Raw genomic sequence first — 16,485 nt, forward strand, 5'->3', positions numbered from 1 at the left:
TCATGGCTATCGCCAACACCGTCGACCTCGTAACGACCGCCCGTGCCGGCGGTTACGCGGTTCCCGCCGTCAACATCGTCGACGAAATGTCGCTGCGTGCCGTGGTGCAGGCGGCGCAGGCTGCCCAATCACCCGTCATCATCCAGACCTCGGTCAAGACCGTGAAGGCAACGGGCGCCCAGCCGCTCTTCGATGCGTTCCGGCATGCGGCGCAGGCCGCGAGTGTCCCGGTGAGTTTGCATCTGGACCATTGTCCCGACCGGTCGGTGATCACCGAGGTCATCGGTACCGGCTGGTCCTCGGTTCTCTTCGACGCCTCCGACCGCCCGCTGGACCAGGCCTGGCGCGAGACGGCGGAGGTCGTTGCCGAGGCGCACGCCGCCGGAGTCGGCGTGGAAAGCGAGATCGAGAACATCATCGGCGTGGAAGACGGCGTCGGCTCCGATGAAGCACTGCACAGTTACACCAACGAACAACTCGTCGAGGTCGCCAGCGACACCGGTGTCGATCTGCTTGCGCCACAATTGGGCACGGCGCACGGTCTGTACAAGGCCTCCCCGGTTCTCGCCTTCGATCGGGTCCTGGAGCTGGGCCGGCTGACCGACCTGCCGATCGTCTTGCACGGTGGCACGGGGCTGTCCCAAACCGACTTCGACCGTTTCATCGCCAACGGGATCGCCAAGATCAACATCTCGACGACCGTGAAGCTGGCCTACATGAAGGCCGCACAGGCGCACATCGCGACGGCGGAGGAGACCGGCAAATGGGAGCCGGTCAAGATGTTCGACCAGATCTCCGCAGCGGTGGCCGCGACCGTCACCGAGCACATCGAACAGTTCGGTTCAGCCGGCAGGGCCCACGCGCTGGTCGGGGTGGGCGCATGACATCGAGCTCACCCGCACTCATCCTGGACTGCGACGGTGTCCTGGCCGATACCGAACGGGACGGCCACCTGGTGGCGTTCAACCAAGCCTTCGCCGAAGCCGGCCTGGACATCGAATGGAGCGTGGCGGAGTACGCCGACCTGGTCAAGATCGGTGGCGGCAAGGAACGTATGCGCCACTACCTACAGACCCACCCGGAGGCGGGCGTCGCCGAGGCCGACCTGGACGCCACCGTTGCCGATCTGCACCGGCGCAAGAGCCAGCTCTACGTTGAACTGGTGGAAGCGGGCAAGCTGCCCGGCCGAGCTGGGGTGCGTCGACTCATCGAGAGTGCGCTCGATGCCGGTTGGCGGGTGGCGGTCGCCTCCACCTCGGCCGAACGCAGCGTCGAGGCAGTCCTGCGAACGGCCGTCGGTGAGGCGACCCGATCCCGCATGGCCGGGGTCTGGGCCGGTGACATCGTCGCCGCCAAGAAGCCGGCACCCGACATCTATCTGCGCGCACTGGCCGATCTCGATCAGGACCCGGAAATGGTTGTCGTGGTTGAAGATTCGGAGTCCGGTGCTCGCGCAGCCGCCGCCGCAGGACTGCGCCACATCGTCACCATCAGCTCACTGACCGGCGACGATTCCTTCCCAGACGCTGCCACCGTGATCAGCAACCTGGGCGAGCCCGGTGCGCCGGCGCACTACCGGGCGGGCCTGGACGTCCGCGACGAGGACGGCCTGGTCACCGTGTCGTCACTCGAACTGATTCTCGACAAGGCTGACCGCCCGTGGCCCCAGTGACCGGCGCGACGACCGCTCGCGGATCAGAGGTCGTAGTGGAACTGCAGCCGGATCTTGTCGCCCCGGAAGAGGATGCGCGAGTACTCGAAGAGCTTCCCGCTCGGATCGGAGATCTGGTGGCTCAGCAGCAGCAGCGGCGTGCTGCGCTTGATGCCCAGTTCCGAAGCTGCCGCTGCCGAGGGCAACGTGGACTCGAGGGTCTCATCGATGTGCCCCATCCGCAGGCCGTACTCGGACTCAAGCACCACGCACAACTGTCGGCTGGCAAGGTCCGCCGCCCCGAGCCCCGGAGCCAGCGCCGCCGGCACGTACGACGTGTGGATGCTGATCGGCTCGTCATCCGGCAGCAGCCGAATCCGGCGGATCTCGTAGACATCCTCCCCCGGCATCAACCGCAGCGCCTCGGCGACTCGGCCGTCGGCGGGCACGATGCCTTCTTTGAGGATCTTGGTCTGGACCGCGTAACCCATTCCCTCCAACTGCTCGCGGATGCCCATGTAGGCCGGCGAGCGCGTGGAGATCTTGCGGTGCGCGACGAAAGTGCCCTTGCCCTGGACCCGGAAGAGCAGGTCCTCGTTGACCAGTTGGGCCAGCACCTGTCGGGCGGTCATCCGGCTCACGCCGTACATCCGGTTGAGCTCGTTCTCCGACGGAATCCGTTGACCCGGCTGCCATTCACCGCTCTCGATGCGTGCGCGCAACACCTCAGCGAGCTGGATGTAGATCGGCGTGGCACCGTCTCGATCCAGCACAGCAGGAATCGGGCTGGGGGTCGACGAGGCGCTGGCGGCAGAAATGTTCATAGCCTCGCTGACGGTACCAGGCTGAGCGTTTACTTGACTGCACCCACGCCATACCTGTGTGTACCTGGCTATCCCCATCATTCTGCCCACGACCGCGCCGCCGCGCGTCACGATCACTGACGAACCACGAGAACACCGGAAGGTAACGCCGGTGCCCAAGACCACCCCGCTCAAGCCTCTCGCCCCCTGGGTCGAGCTCGCCACCACCACGGCGGACTGGGACGCAGCCACGCCGGCCGAGCTGGACACCATGTACGCCCAGCTCAACATCATCCGGTCGTTCGAGGAGGAGGTCCTCGTCCTGGCCGGCCAGAAGCTGATCAACGGTCCGGCGCACTCGAGCATCGGGCAGGAGGCCGGTGCTGTGGGTTCGGGTCTGCCGTTGAACGGCGGTGACCAGGTCAACGGCTCGCACCGAGGGCACCACCAGTTCCTGGCCAAGGCGTTGGGCTTCGTTGCTCCGGGCGGCATTGATCCGGCGCAGCCGCTGAGTGATGCGGTGCGCGAGGTCCTCCACCGCTCGATGGCCGAGATCGCCGGTCTCGCCGACGGCTACTGCCACGGTCGTGGCGGCTCGATGCACCTGCAGTGGAAGGAAGCCGGCGCAATGGGTACCAACGCCATCGTGGGCGGGGCGGTCCCCTTCGCAACCGGATTCGCCTGGGCCGACCGGCACGCCGACACCGACAACGTCGCGGTCACCTACTTCGGTGACGGAGCGGTCAACATCGGCTCGGTGCTGGAGTCCTTCAACCTTGCGGCCGCGTGGAACCTCCCGGTGTGCTTCTTCATCGAGAACAACCAGTACGCCGTGTCCACCACGGTGCAGGAAGCCACCGGCGACGCGCGCCTGTCGGCCCGCGGTCTCGGGTTCGGCATTCCCAGCTGGCGCGTGGACGGCCAGGACGTGCTCGCCGTGAAACTCGCCATGGATCAAGCGCTGGCCCACATGCGCGCGGGCGGCGGTCCGACGATCATCGAGGCGGACACCTACCGCTACTTCCACCAGAACGGTCCCTTCCCCGGCAGCGCCTTCGGCTACCGCGACAAGGACGAGGAGACCCAGTGGCGTGACCGGGACCCGATCGCGTTGGTCGAGTCGCACCTGATCCGCCGCACACTGCGCACCGCCGATGAGTTGAGCACCATCCGCAGCGCAATCCGTGCGGAGTTGGCCACGATCGGAGCCGGTCTGATCGAGCAGGACCCGGAGGGCAAGCCCGGTCAGAACCGCATCCGCCCCGAGCTGTGGCCGGACCCCGCCCGCATCGACGTCGGCATCCGCGGCGACCTGTCGACCCTGGAGGGCAGGAGCGTCCGCGAGGAGAAGGACTTCGGCGCCGATGAGGTCGCCGACCAGAAGTTCGTCGACGTGATCGCTGAGGTGATGGGCCGGCGGATGGATGCCGACCCCCGCATCGTGATCATGGGTGAGGACGTGCACAAACTCAGTGGCGGGTCGCGTGGCGCGACCAAGGGTCTGGCGGAGAAGTTCGAGGACCGCGTGCTGGGTACGCCGATCTCCGAGGCCGCCTTCACCGGGCTCGGCGGGGGCTGGCGCTTGACGGCCGCTTCTACCCCGTCGTCGAGCTGATGTACGCCGATTTCATCTGGGTGGCCGCCGACCAGTTGTTCAACCAGATCGGCAAAGCCCGCCACATGTTCGGCGGCGATCACGACATGCCGTTGTTGCTGCGGATCAAGATCGGCACCGGCACCGGTTACGGGTCACAGCACTCGATGGACCCGGCCGGCATCCTTGCGACCTCCGTCGGCTGGCGCATCATCGCGCCGTCCTCACCGCTGGAGTACGTCGGTCTGCTGAACGCAGCGATGGCCCTGAAAGATCCGGTCGCCGTCCTCGAGCACGACGCCGATCTCTACAAGTCGGTGGCGCCGGCTCCGCTGCGCGACTTCGACTACGTGCTGCCGCCGGGTCGGGCCGCCATCCGCCGGGAGGGCTCCGCGGTGACGGTGCTGTCCTACCTGTCCATGGTGAACAAGTCGGTTGCCGCAGCAGACAGCAGCGGCATCGACGCCGAGGTCGTCGACCTGCGGTGGCTGGACCGGGCCAGTATCGACTGGGACACCATCGAGGCCAGCATCAAGAAGACCAACCGCGTCCTGATCGTCGAGCAGGGCTCCCTGCAGACGTCGTACGGCGGGTGGTTGGCCGATGAGATCCAGCGCCGCTACTTTGACTGGCTGGATGCGCCGATCGAGCGGGTCCACGGCAGCGAGTCCTCCCCCAGCATCTCGAAGGTCCTGGAGGCAGCAGCTCTGGCCGACGAGAGCGACATCGTGGCCGGCCTGCAGCGCGTCACCGCCTGATCCGCGAATCTACCTCAACGACTAAGGAATACACATGGCGAGCTACTTCCGGATGCCAGGCGTCTCCGCGGATTCCGACGAAGCCATCCTCGAATCGTGGATGGTCGAGGCCGGGGCCGAGATCAGCAAGGATCAGACCATCGCGACCGTTGAGACCGAGAAGGCACTGGTCGAGGTGTCCGCCGATAGCGACGGCATCGTGCACACCCTGTTGGTCGACGGTGGTGCGACCGTACCGGTCGGTGACCCGATTGCGGTGATCCTCGCGGTGGGCGAACCTGCCGCGGCCGCAGAGGAATTGGTGGCGGCGCTCGGGGGCGAACCCGCGTCTGCTCCCGAGCCCACGGCACCGGCACCGCCCGAGCCCTCCGTGCCGGTCGCTGTAACACCCGCCCCTGCTGCACCGTCGGCGGCAGCGCCGGTTCCGGAGCGGGAACTGGTCGGCGCCGGCACCGCCGGGCGGCGGTTCTCGAGCCCGTCGGCGCGACGGGTGGCTCGGGAATTGGGCGTTGACATCGATCGCGTCGACGGCAGCGGCCCGCGGGGTCGGATCGTGCGCGCGGACGTCGAGGCGGCTGCGGCCGCCGGTACCGCTCCGGAAACCTCCGCACCCTCTGCCGCACCGGTTGCGCAGCCCGCACCGAGCCCGCAAACGGTCTCGTCGGCGTACGACGGGTGGGAGGCGGTGCCACACACCAAACTGCGCCGCCTGGTGGCCGGCCGCCTGCAGCAGTCGAAGCAGACCGCACCGCACTTCTACCTTCGCGCGTCCGTGCGGATGGATGCCGTGCTGGCCCTGCGCGCCGAGATCAACGCCAGTCGCGACCAGCGGATCTCGGTCAATGACTTCATCGTCAAAGCGGCCGCTCTCGCGTTGCTCGACGTGCCGGGTATGAACGTGGTGTGGACCGACGACGCGATCCTGCGGGCACCACGGGCGGACGTCGCCGTCGCGGTGGCCTCCGAGCGGGGGCTGGTCACGCCAGTCATCACTGACGCCGGATCACTCTCCCTCTCAACGCTTTCCGCGCGTATCAAGGACGCCGCCGACCGCGCTGGCGAAGGTCGCCTCAACCAGTCCGAGCTGGAAGGCGGCACCCTCACCGTCAGCAATCTGGGCATGTACGGCATCGAGGAGTTCGACGCGATCATCAATCCCCCGCACGCCGGCATCCTCGCCGTCGGCGCCGCCGTCCCGAAAGCGGTGGTCACCGACGACGGCCAGCTCGAGGTCGGCACGGTGATGTCGGTGGTCCTGTCGGTGGACCATCGTCCGGTGGACGGCGCCCTCGGCGCGCAGTGGCTCGCCCGCTTCAAGCAGTTGATGCAGCAGCCGATGTTGCTTTTGGTATGACGCCGCCGGCACCCGGGTTGCTGCTGGACCGGATCGAGACAGCCGTTTTCGATCTGGACGGCACCGTCTACCTCGGCGACGCACTCCTGCCCGGCGCGCAACGCACGATCCATGCGCTGCGCGATTCGGGCAAGCGCACCGTCTTTTGCAGCAACAACCCCACGAAGACCGCCGTGGAGTACGCCGAGAAGCTGACCCGGCTGGGCGTGCCGACCGACCCTGCCGATGTCGTGACGAGCCTGACGGCGACGGTGCGGTGGATCCAGGACAACGCGGCAGGTGCCAAGGTCTTCGCTATCGGGGAGGCGCCGCTGGAGTCTGCGCTCACCGAAGCCGGCGTCGAATTGAGTGACGACCCCGAGCAGATCGACGTCGTCATCGCTTCCTACGACCGGGCTTTCGACTACCGGAAGCTGCAAATTGCCTTCGACGCGTTGTGGTTTCACAAGCGGTCGCGGCTGGTGGCCACGAACCCCGACCGCTTCTGCCCCTTCCCCGGCGGTCGCGGAGAGCCCGATGCCGCATCGGTCATCGCGGCGATCGAAGCCTGCGCCCAGGTGCGTTGCGAGGCGGTGTTCGGCAAACCCGAGCGAGGGCTGTTGGACATCATGATCCGCCTCACCGGGTTGCGCCCTGAATCGACCGTGATGCTCGGAGACCGCCTCGCCACCGACATCCGCTTCGCCAACCGCGGCGGGATGACGTCGGCCCTGGTCCTGACCGGCGAGACCGATCGGGCACTCCTGGCCCACAACGGAGCCGACGACCCGCCCGACGTCGTCCTCGACCGGATCGATGAGCTGTTGACCGTCCGCGGCTGATGCAGTTGCGACACCCCGCCTGAAGGAGGCACGACCATGTTCCGATCGGCCGTCGACAGCGACACCGCCGCCGCAGGCAACGAGATAGCCATCCCGGGCACGCAGGTGCCGATGCGCGTCGTCGCACGGCAGGGGGCATTGGACGACCTCGCCGCGATTCTCGACAGCGCCGGCCGGTTCGCGCGGCCGGCGTTGCTGACCGACGACGTCCCCAAGACGTTCGCCGGGGGTGACGTGCTGGACAGCGTACGCCGGGCGCTACCCGCCGGGGTCACCACTCGGCAGCTCGTCGTACACACAGCTGACCATGGCGTCACGCTCGACGAAGCGACGGTGGAATCGGCGGTCGCCCAGGCCGCGGGCGCCGACCTGGTCCTGGGGGTGGGCTCGGGCACCGTCTGCGACTTGGCCAAACAGCTGGGCGCGACGCTTGACGTACCGGTGATCCTCGTGCAGACCGCAGCCTCGGTGAACGGCTACTCCGATTCGTTGTCGGTGTTGGTGCGTTCCGGGGCGAAGCGGACCGTGCCGTCCACCTGGCCGCACACGCTGGTCATCGACCACGACATCCTGGCGGGCGCGCCGGACCGGCTGACCCGGGCCGGTGTCGGCGACGCCATCGCGGCGTGGTGCGCGCCGGCCGACTGGTATCTGGCGTGTGCCACCGGATTGGATCCCGCGGCCTACCGGTCGGACGCGGTCGATGCGGTGCTGTCCGCGGCCGACCGACTCGGTGCCGTCGACCCCGAAACCCCGAGCGGTCTTGCAGCGCTTGCGGAAACCCTTACGCTGGGCGGCCTTGCGATCGGTGTCACGGGCACAACGGCAACACTCTCGGGCACCGAGCACCTGGTGAGCCACCTGCTGGACATGGCCGCGATGGCCAGGGGCACCGAGCACGATCTGCATGGCGCCCAGGTCGGCGTCGCCAGCGTCGTGAGCGCAGCGCTGTGGGAAGTGAGTCTTGATGAGCTGGACCTCGGTGCCATGGACCCCGATGCCTCCGGCACACCAGCGGATCTGGAACCGGCGGTGCTGTCCTCGTGGTCGGTCGTCGACGAGAGCGGGCAAGTGGGTCAGGAGTGCTTGGCCGCGGTGCATCGCAAGTCGGCTACCTGGGAGGAGCACCGCAGCTGCGGTGCCCTGCGCCGGGTCTGGTCGGAGTGGGCCCGACACGAAGCTGCGCTGCGCTCGTTGGTCCGCACCCCCGAGGAGATCGCCGCCGTGTTGCACCGGTGGGGCGCCCCGACCCGCTTCCGCGACCTGGCGCCTGCGGTCGATGAGGATCGGGTGCGGTGGGTGCTGCGCACGTTGCCGCTCATGCGAGACCGGTTCACTCTGACCGACGTGCTCTACTTCACCGGTCGGTGGGACGACACCGTCATCGACCGCGTCCTGGAGCGTGCGGCCGCCGCCGGTGGCGGTTTGTGACGGTGTGCGGTGTGGTCGTCGCGCGCTATCCCGCGACGGCGGCGGCCAGTCCACGGACGGACTGCGCGTCGCTCGGCGCCATCGTCAGCACGACTTTCACACCGTCGGCCATCAACTCCAGCGCGTGCTCCCATTCGGCCACCGGGAGCACCTCCCCGATCACTCTTTCAAGATCAACCTGACCAGAGGCCATGAGCCGCAGCGCGATTCGAAAACTCGACGGTGCCTTACCCCGCGAACCGACCAGTTCGTACTCGCGCTCAATCAATTGCGTGACGTCAATGGCGGGGCGGTCGTGGTAGAACGCCACCAGCACCAGCCGCCCACCCTTTCGCAAGTAGTCGGCGCTGTCCTCCAACGCCGACGCGGCGCCGCTGCACTCGAAGACGCTGTGCGCGCCGTACCCGTCGGTCAGGTCCGCGACGTAGGCGGCAACGTCCACCTGATCGGAGGCCACCACGTGGTCGATCCCCATCTCCCGTGCCCGGTTCAACCGCGCCTCGTGGCGGGAGCGACCTACGAGGAGCACCGTCGCGCCGACGGCGCGTGCCACCTGGGCGCACAGCATGCCCACGGCACCCGGCCCGACGACCACCACCACCTCCCCCGCCAGGGACGGACTGCGCTCGATGACAGCATGTACGGCGATCGCCAGCGGTTCGGTCAACGCACCCGCCGTGAGGGGAACGTCGTCAGGCAGCCGGTGGACCGTCTCGGCCGGCATGGCAAGCTGCTCGGCGAGGCCCCCGTCGACGGTTGTTCCGATCCCTTTGCGATGCGGGCACCGATTTACTTGTCCGACAAGACAATACGCGCACTTGCCGCACCGGTAGGCATCGGTCTCGACGGTTACGGGGTCGCCGACCTTCAGGTCGGTTTGCACGTCTGGTGCGATGGCAGCCACTCGCCCGGCAACCTCATGACCCAGCGTGCGCGGGACGGGATACGTGCTCGACCTGGTGATCGCGGACCGGTCCGTGCCGCACAATGCCACCGCCGCGACGTCGAGCAGGATCTGACCGGATTTCAGGACCGGCCGGTCCACCTCGACCAGCTCGACGTTCCCCGGCCCCGGTGCCGTCTTTCGCAACGCGCGCATGCGTCATCCTTCCGCGTGTTCTGCGGTCGATAGTTATACAAGTACGTACAAGATAGTGGTTGTCTATTGCACTAACAAGATGTGACCTGGCACACTTTCGGCATCGCGGCTTCGTGACCCTGTCAGACCTGGGCAATCCCGCACGACCGCAATCAAATCCGGAGGCGAAATGAACGCACCAACCAGCAACGGGTTCCTCATGGGACTGGACGCCGGCACCTCGGTCGTGAAGGCGGCAATCTTCGACCAAGCTGGCAACGAGATGAGTCGCGGGGCCAGGACGGTCCCCATCGTCAACCCCGAACCGCACCTGGCCGAGGAGGACATGGACCTGGTGTGGGAGGCCGCTGCAGGCGCGATCCAGGACGCCTTGGTCAACGGTTCGGTGCGTGCCGAGGAAATTCTGGCCGTGTGCGCCACGGGACAAGGAGACGGCAGCTGGATGGTCGGCCCCGACGGTAAGCCCGCCGGTCCGGCGATCCTGTGGACCGATGGGCGTACCGGGGATCTGCTGGACCAGTGGTACGACAGTGGTGCCGTGGCCAAGCAGTTCCCGATCAGCGGAACCGGCCCGTACGCCGGCACCACCTCCGCCCTCTTGCGCTGGCGGCAGGACAACGAGCCGGCCTTGCTCGCCCCCGGGAACACGAACTTGTGGTGCAAGGACTGGGTCGAATACGGGTTGACCGGCGATCTCAGCACGGATCCCTCCGACGCCAGCCTCGCGGGCATCGACGTACGCGCCCGGACCTGGTCGGAGGACGTTTTCGACATTCTGGGCATCGACCAGCGCACCCGCGACGTCCTGCCAGCGCTGCGCAACCCCACCGAGCAGTGCGGCACAGTCACCCGCCACGCGGCCGGCGTCACCGGCCTCATCGAGGGCACACCGGTCTTCAAGGGCCAGATGGACATCACCGCCTCCTCGCTGGGCGTGGGTGTGGCCCGGCCCGGTGACTGCATGGCGGTGATCGGTACGGCCGGGATCGTCACGGTGGCGACCAACGACCTGTCCGGCGACATCCTGCCCCCGGACGTCGGCTGGGTCATCCCGCACGGCCCGGACACCTGGGTGCGCGGTCTGGGCATGAACTGCTGCACGCCGAACGTCGACTGGTTCTTGCGTGAGTTCGGTGAGCCGTTCCGCAGCGAGGCCGCGGCGCAGCCAGGCGGTCAGCTGTTCTCCTACCTCGACCAGAAGATCGCCCAGACACCGATCGGCTCCGGCGGTGTCATCTTCCACGGCTACCTGGCCCCCGGCGGCGAGCGCGCGCCGTTCGTCAAGCCCAGCGCTCGCGGCTCCTTCAACGGTCTGACCGGCGGCCACGACCGCTGGCACATGCTGCGCGCGGTTTACGAAGGCGTTGCCTACGGCATCCGGGACTGCCTCGATGCCATCCCGACACCCGTGGACACCGTGCGGATGGCCGGCGGTGGCGCGAACAGCCCGGTCTGGTCCCAGATTTTCGCTGACGTGCTCAACCGGCGGATCATCATCCCCGCCGGCACCGAGTTCGGCGCCAAGGGTGCCGCCATCGTCGGTGGTGTGGGTCTGGGCATCTACGACTCCTACGAGGCGGGTGCGGACGCGACGGTCACCATCACACGTGAGTACGAGCCGAACCCGCAGCGCGCGGAGTTGTACACCGAGTTCTTCGAGGTCTATCGCTCCCTGCGGGCATCGACCGTCGAGGTGTGGGACCAGTTGCAGTCAGCGACCCGCAAAGCGAGCGCGTTCGTGGCCTGATCGGGCCCGAGCGGCGTGGCGGACGACATTGTCCGCCACGCCGCATGCTGCATGTAGTGGCGGATGAGCTGGCCGATACGCCGGGTTCTGTCGTCGCCGCCAGCAAACCGGCGGCGACGGGCGACCATCCATCTCGGGTGACTGTTGCCAGCCACCTCCAGCGGTCTACCCGCGTGCTCGGGCGAGCAGCCCTCGAGCGCACGCTGTCTGACCTTGCTCCCGGTGGGGTTTACCGAGCCGGTGCAGTCACCTGCACCGCTGGTGGTCTCTTACACCACCGTTTCACCCTTACCCACGCAAACGTGGGCGGTTTGTTTTCTGTGGCACTTTCCCGCGGGTCACCCCGGGTGGCCGTTAGCCACCACCGTGCTCTGCGGAGCCCGGACGTTCCTCGGCGAGAACATGTCTCGACGCGGCCGCCTGGCCAGCTCATCCGGGCCCGAGTCTAGCGGGCATCGACAGGGGCTCAGACGAGCGCGAACTCCAGCGTCCGCGACGCCAGGTCGGCGCTGACGACCTTCACCTGCACCGAGTCTCCCGCAGCTGCGTCGCCCGGCAGTGTCGCGATGACGGGCCGATCGGTGAGCTGGACCTCGACGCCGGTCTTGGTGCGCGCGACCACCGTCGCGGCGAAGGTGTCCGCCACGTGATGCGACATCACCGCCACCTCGACGGCGTCGGTGCACATGCGATCGACCTTGTGCGCCAGTTGATCACCGGCGGCCATGAGCTTGGGCAGATCAGGCAGTGACTCGCGCGCCCAGTCAGGCACCGGCGTACCGGCACAGATGCTCTCGCAGATGACCAGGCCGAACCGATCAACGAGGCGCCGCAGCGGAGCCGTGACGTGCGCGTACGGTGCGGCGACCGCCGCCTGCATCGTCTGGTCCGGCGTGGAGCCGTCGAACACGGTGTATCCCGCGCCACGGAAGAGGCTGCCCGCGGCGTACATCAAAGCCAGGTGGTGCGGATCGTTGCGATCCAGCGTGCGCAGGAACTCGCCGTACGCCAGACCGCTCGGCCAGGTGACGCCCAGCGCCTTGGCCTGCCCCCGGAAGCGGTCCACCGCGAACTGCGGGGCTTCGGGCATGGTTCGCAGGATCCCGACCTCTGCCTCCAACATCATCGCGGCGGCCGCCATCCCGGTCAGTAGCGAGATCTGGGAGTTCCAGTCCTCGGAGGCCACCGGCGGACGCAGTCGCAGGTGATAGTCGCCGTTGTCGTCGCGCTGCACTTCCTGGGCGGGGATCGGCAGGTCGGCGCCACCGCGCTGACGCTCCAGCGCGATCCGCAACTCACCGATCGTCCTGAGCAACATCAGACCCTCGGGCGCGCTGCCGTCCTCGATCGAAGCCTGGACTCCTTCGTAATCGAGGCGTGCCACCGAGCGCACCCTCGCGCGATAGACCTGCGCACTCGTCTGCGCGCCGGCCGCATCGAGTCGGATGTCCCAGACGAAGGCACCGCGATCCTGGCCGGGCAGCAAACTGCCTTTGTCCTCGCTGATGACCGGCGGGTGCAGTGGGACACGCTGGTCGGGGAAATACAGCGTCTGCGTGCGTTCGCGGGTGACCCGATCCAGCGCCCCTCCCGGAGCGACGAAGGCCGGCACGTCCGCGATGGCGTATCGCACCCGGTATCCTTCGCCGTCGCGCTCCAGGAACATCGCCTGGTCCAGGTCGGTCGACCCCGGCGGATCGATGGTGAAGAACGGCACCGCCGTCTCATCGCGATCCGGCAGCTGCACCGTCGAAGCTGCTTGTTGCGCCTCGGCCAGCGCGTCGGCCGGATACTCGGTGGACACCTCCAGCTCCGTGCGGATCGCCGCGAACGCCTCGTTGAGCGGCGCTCCCGGCTCGGGGTCTTCGTTGACGATGCGAGCCAGCACCCAGTCACCCTACCGACGGTCGGCCAGGTCGCGGTCAGTAACCTGCGGCAGTGCTCATCCTGTTGCCACCGTCGGAGGGCAAGTCCGCCCGCAGCCGCGGCCGGCCGATGGCCCTGGACGCGCTGAGCGCGCCGGAGCTGAATCCGTTGCGCGATCGCGTGATCGACGCGCTGGCCCGCGTAAGCGCGCAGCCGGACGCGGCTGCCGTCCTGAAGGTCAGCGCCAATCTCACCGACGAGATCGCCCGCAACGTCCGCCTCCGAAGCGCCTCGGCCCTGCCTGCCGGCGAACTGTATTCGGGAGTGCTCTACGACGCACTGGACCTTGCCTCCCTCGATGCGTCTGCCCGGCGCCGGGCGGGCCGGTGGGTCGCCGTGCAATCCGCCCTGTACGGCGTGCTGCGCCTCAGCGACCGCGTCGCGCCCTACCGTCTCTCGATGGGCGTCAACCTGCCCGGCATCGGGCCGCTCGCCGGCTTCTGGCGACCCGCACTCGATGCGGCCATGCCGGCGATGGCCCGTGGCGTGATCGTCGACTGCCGATCCAGCACGTACGCCGCGGCGTGGCCCCCGCACGGCGAGCTCGCCGATCGCTGGGTGCAGGTCAACGTCCAGGGCGCCACGCACATGGCCAAACACAGCCGCGGGTTGGTCACCCGTCAGCTGTGCGCGGCCGGCGTCGACGCCAAGACCCCACAAGCGCTGCATTCCATTGTCTCCGAATCATTTTCGGCGACTCTAGAATCACCGACTCGCAGCAACCGCCCGTGGCGGCTGACGGTTCAGTACGCCTGACGCCACTTGCTGGTAGAACCGACATATGAGCGACGACGGTCCGACCGCTGGCAGCGGCGTGGTTCTGGTGCACGGCATCGGGGAGTCCGGCTCGACCGCGGAACAGCTGGTGCAGCAGTGGTTGCCGGCCCTGCAGACCGGACTGCGCACGGCTGGAGCCGATGAGCTCGCCGACCAGCTCGTCGCAGGTCCCGGTCGCCTGGGCGTCCAGATGGCCTACTACGCGGATGTTTTCGCACCCTACGAGGCGGCTAACGCCATGGCGCTGGCCACCGACCCCGACCTCACCGAGGCCATCGGGCAACTGACCCAGCAGTGGTTGGAAACGGCGGCCACACGATCCAGCGACCCTGCGGACCGGACAGCCGCCCAGGACGCACTGGCCTTCGGCGCCACCGAGGAGTCGCTGTGGGACACGTTGCGCATCCTCAGCGACGCGCTCAACGACCTGCACTTCTTCCGCCCCGGAGTCGTCAGCGCGGCCGGTTTCGTCGACCACGCCTTGCGCGAAGTGGCCCTCTACAGTGCCAATGCGCAGGTCAAAACCGCTGTGCAACAACGGATCCGCGCCGCCGTCACACCGACCACCAGGGTCGTGGTCGCGCACTCACTGGGCTCGGTGGCGGCCTACGAGGTCCTGCAGGAGATCGACCAACCGATCGTCCTGCTCACCCTCGGCTCCCCGCTGGGCATGTCCACCGTGTTCTACGAGCGGCTGACCGTGCAGCCGCCGCATGTCCCGGCCTGCGTGACCGCCTGGACCAATCTGGCCGATCCCGACGATCTGATCGCCACCCACCTCGACCTCGCGCCGTACTTCCCGCCGGCGCCCGGACGCACCGTCCAGTGCATCAGCCACCAGATCGACAACGGGGCCGATCCGCACGACCCGGTGCGCTACCTGGAGCACCGACAGGCCGGAGCCGCGGTCGGGGCCGCGCTCACCGGCCCGTAGCGGCCTTCAACGCCTGGGTCAGGTCGGCCACCAGATCGTCGGCGTCCTCCAGGCCCACGGAGACCCGCAGCACACCCTCGGTGATCCCGACCTTGAGCCGGTCCGCCTCCGCGAGGCGTCGATGCGTCGTGGTCGCCGGGTGCGTGATCAACGACTTGGAGTCACCCAGGTTGTTCGAAATGTCCACGATGGCAAGGGCATTCATGAGCGCGAACGCTTCGTCCTTGCCGCCGTCGAGCTCGAACGTGACCACGGTGCCGCCGCCGAGCATCTGCCTCTTGGCGAGGTCGTACTGCGGGTGTGAGTCCAAGAAGGGATACCAGACCCGGCGGATAGCCGGGTGGTCCTGCAGAGCTTGCGCCACGGCGTACGCCGATCGGGCCTGCTGCTCCACCCGCAGCCGCAGCGTCTCCAGGCCCTTGACCAGAACCCAGGCGTTGAACGCCGACAACGTCGGCCCGGTGTGCCGGATGAGGTTCTCGACCGGCCCGTGGATGTAATCCTCCGGCCCGAGGATCGCACCGCCCATGACCCGCCCTTGGCCGTCGATGTGCTTGGTCGCCGAGTAGACCACGATGTCGGCGCCGTACTCCAGCGGGCGCGACATCACCGGCGTGCCGAAGACATTGTCGACGACAACCTTGGCGCCCGCGGCATGCGCCAGAGCACTGACCGCTTCGATGTCCACGATCTCCTGCATCGGGTTGGACGGGGTCTCGAAGAACACCGCCGCCGTCGGCGAGGACAGGGCCGCTTCCCACTGCGACAGGTCGGCGCCGTCGACCAACACGGTCTCGACACCCCAGCGGGGCAGGATCTCATCGACGATGACGAAACAGGACCCGAACAGCGCCCGGGAAGCCACCAACCGGTCGCCGGCACCGACGAGCGCCGCCAACGCCGTGAAGACCGCTCCCATCCCGGAGGCCGTCGCGTAACACGCCTGCGCACCCTCAAGCAGGCGCAACCGCTCCTCGAAGACCGCGACCGTCGGGTTGCCGTACCGGCTGTAGACGAAACGATCGACGTCGCCCTTGAACGCCGCTTCAGCATCCTCCGCGGTCTCGTAGACGTATCCCGAGGTCAGGTAGAGCGCCTCGGCCGTTTCCTCAAAACCACTGCGTGCCAGGCCTCCTCGGACACTGACCGTGTCGCGACCCCAATCCTCTACTGGCGCCACGGCAACCCCGCCAGCTTCCAGCCGTTGACGGCGCGATGGCCGTCCTTGTCGAGGCCGCCCTCGAAACCTTCGACGATGTTGAAGCTGTTCGGCAGACCGGCCGCAGTCAGGGCCTGCGCCGCGGCGACAGAACGCACGCCCGAGCGGCACAGCAACAGGATCGGGCCACCGTCCGGTGTTGCCGCTCGAACCTGATCGACGAAGTCGGGGTTGACCTCCCCGTCGGGGTAGTTCAGCCACTCCACGGTGACGACCTGTTTGCCGATGCCGGACAGGTCGGGCAGACCCACGTAGGTCCACTCGGCCCGGGTGCGCACGTCGACCAACGTCGCGTTCGGCTCTTCCTCGAGCAGGGCGTACGCCTCGGCGGGCGTGACGTCCCCGGCGTACGTGGGCGCGGACTCAGTCAT

Annotated in this window: 14 protein-coding genes, 1 other RNA gene and 1 pseudogene; 10 read left to right on the forward strand and 6 right to left on the reverse strand. The window is 67.9% G+C overall.

The window, feature by feature from the left end; all coding sequences use genetic code 11:
• Window positions 1-2 precede the first annotated feature (2 nt).
• Together ACFQBT_RS09755 and ACFQBT_RS09760 are read left to right on the forward strand one after the other, a co-directional pair.
• A complete protein-coding gene (locus tag ACFQBT_RS09755) occupies window positions 3-884 on the forward strand; it encodes a class II fructose-bisphosphate aldolase (protein ID WP_377822303.1) in 882 nt (293 codons plus the stop codon).
• Window positions 881-1,672 carry an HAD-IA family hydrolase gene (locus ACFQBT_RS09760; RefSeq protein WP_377822307.1) on the forward strand — a complete coding sequence of 264 codons (792 nt, stop codon included), beginning with the start codon at window positions 881-883 and terminating at the stop codon, window positions 1,670-1,672. The genes ACFQBT_RS09755 and ACFQBT_RS09760 overlap by 4 nt, the downstream gene beginning before the upstream one ends.
• A gap of 23 nt (window positions 1,673-1,695) precedes the next feature.
• Here the strand turns inward: ACFQBT_RS09760 and ACFQBT_RS09765 are convergent, their stop codons facing one another.
• Window positions 1,696-2,475 (reverse strand): GntR family transcriptional regulator, encoded by a 780-nt coding sequence (locus ACFQBT_RS09765; RefSeq protein ID WP_377822309.1) that lies wholly within the window; start codon window positions 2,473-2,475, stop codon window positions 1,696-1,698.
• 577 nt (window positions 2,476-3,052) lie between these two features.
• On the opposite strand from ACFQBT_RS09765, the pseudogene ACFQBT_RS09770 reads away from it, so the two are divergent.
• The 5 genes and pseudogenes from ACFQBT_RS09770 to ACFQBT_RS09790 all read left to right on the forward strand — a co-directional run.
• Window positions 3,053-4,290: pseudogene (locus ACFQBT_RS09770) on the forward strand (thiamine pyrophosphate-dependent enzyme); the annotation flags it as partial.
• Between the two features lie 177 nt (window positions 4,291-4,467).
• On the forward strand, window positions 4,468-4,806 hold the full coding sequence (locus ACFQBT_RS09775) for a transketolase C-terminal domain-containing protein (protein ID WP_377825429.1): 339 nt from the start codon (window positions 4,468-4,470) through the stop codon (window positions 4,804-4,806).
• Between the two features lie 34 nt (window positions 4,807-4,840).
• Window positions 4,841-6,160 (forward strand): dihydrolipoamide acetyltransferase family protein, encoded by a 1,320-nt coding sequence (locus ACFQBT_RS09780; protein WP_377822311.1) that lies wholly within the window; start codon window positions 4,841-4,843, stop codon window positions 6,158-6,160.
• A complete protein-coding gene (locus ACFQBT_RS09785; RefSeq protein WP_377822312.1) occupies window positions 6,157-6,981 on the forward strand; it encodes an HAD-IIA family hydrolase in 825 nt (274 codons plus the stop codon). The genes ACFQBT_RS09780 and ACFQBT_RS09785 overlap by 4 nt, the downstream gene beginning before the upstream one ends.
• 36 nt (window positions 6,982-7,017) lie before the next feature.
• On the forward strand, window positions 7,018-8,412 hold the full coding sequence (locus tag ACFQBT_RS09790; RefSeq protein WP_377822313.1) for an iron-containing alcohol dehydrogenase: 1,395 nt from the start codon (window positions 7,018-7,020) through the stop codon (window positions 8,410-8,412).
• A gap of 25 nt (window positions 8,413-8,437) precedes the next feature.
• Here ACFQBT_RS09790 and ACFQBT_RS09795 read toward each other — a convergent pair whose 3' ends face one another.
• A complete protein-coding gene (locus ACFQBT_RS09795) occupies window positions 8,438-9,511 on the reverse strand; it encodes a zinc-binding dehydrogenase (protein ID WP_377822315.1) in 1,074 nt (357 codons plus the stop codon).
• A 169-nt stretch (window positions 9,512-9,680) separates the two neighbouring features.
• On the opposite strand from ACFQBT_RS09795, the gene ACFQBT_RS09800 reads away from it, so the two are divergent.
• Window positions 9,681-11,258 carry an FGGY family carbohydrate kinase gene (locus ACFQBT_RS09800; RefSeq protein ID WP_377822316.1) on the forward strand — a complete coding sequence of 526 codons (1,578 nt, stop codon included), beginning with the start codon at window positions 9,681-9,683 and terminating at the stop codon, window positions 11,256-11,258.
• A gap of 60 nt (window positions 11,259-11,318) precedes the next feature.
• Here ACFQBT_RS09800 and rnpB read toward each other — a convergent pair.
• Both rnpB and ACFQBT_RS09810 read right to left on the reverse strand, forming a co-directional pair.
• Window positions 11,319-11,690: RNase P RNA component class A (gene rnpB, locus ACFQBT_RS09805), an RNA gene on the reverse strand.
• 34 nt (window positions 11,691-11,724) lie between these two features.
• Window positions 11,725-13,146, reverse strand: coding sequence for an RNB domain-containing ribonuclease (locus tag ACFQBT_RS09810; RefSeq protein WP_377822318.1), 1,422 nt, complete (start codon window positions 13,144-13,146; stop codon window positions 11,725-11,727).
• A 50-nt stretch (window positions 13,147-13,196) separates the two neighbouring features.
• Here ACFQBT_RS09810 and ACFQBT_RS09815 point away from each other — a divergent pair, with 50 nt between their 5' ends.
• Both ACFQBT_RS09815 and ACFQBT_RS09820 read left to right on the forward strand, forming a co-directional pair.
• The gene (locus tag ACFQBT_RS09815; RefSeq protein ID WP_377822320.1) at window positions 13,197-13,940 is read left to right on the forward strand and encodes a YaaA family protein; all 744 of its coding nucleotides are present in this window, start codon (window positions 13,197-13,199) and stop codon (window positions 13,938-13,940) included.
• A gap of 25 nt (window positions 13,941-13,965) precedes the next feature.
• A complete protein-coding gene (locus ACFQBT_RS09820) occupies window positions 13,966-14,895 on the forward strand; it encodes a hypothetical protein (protein ID WP_377822322.1) in 930 nt (309 codons plus the stop codon).
• Here the strand turns inward: ACFQBT_RS09820 and ACFQBT_RS09825 are convergent.
• A complete protein-coding gene (locus tag ACFQBT_RS09825; RefSeq protein WP_377822324.1) occupies window positions 14,882-16,075 on the reverse strand; it encodes an O-succinylhomoserine sulfhydrylase in 1,194 nt (397 codons plus the stop codon). The genes ACFQBT_RS09820 and ACFQBT_RS09825 overlap by 14 nt on opposite strands.
• On the reverse strand, window positions 16,063-16,485 hold the full coding sequence (locus tag ACFQBT_RS09830; RefSeq protein ID WP_377822326.1) for a rhodanese-like domain-containing protein: 423 nt from the start codon (window positions 16,483-16,485) through the stop codon (window positions 16,063-16,065). Before ACFQBT_RS09830 ends, ACFQBT_RS09825 begins: the two co-directional genes overlap by 13 nt.

Source organism: Branchiibius cervicis, assembly GCF_042661605.1.
Taxonomy (GTDB): domain Bacteria; phylum Actinomycetota; class Actinomycetes; order Actinomycetales; family Dermatophilaceae; genus Branchiibius; species Branchiibius cervicis.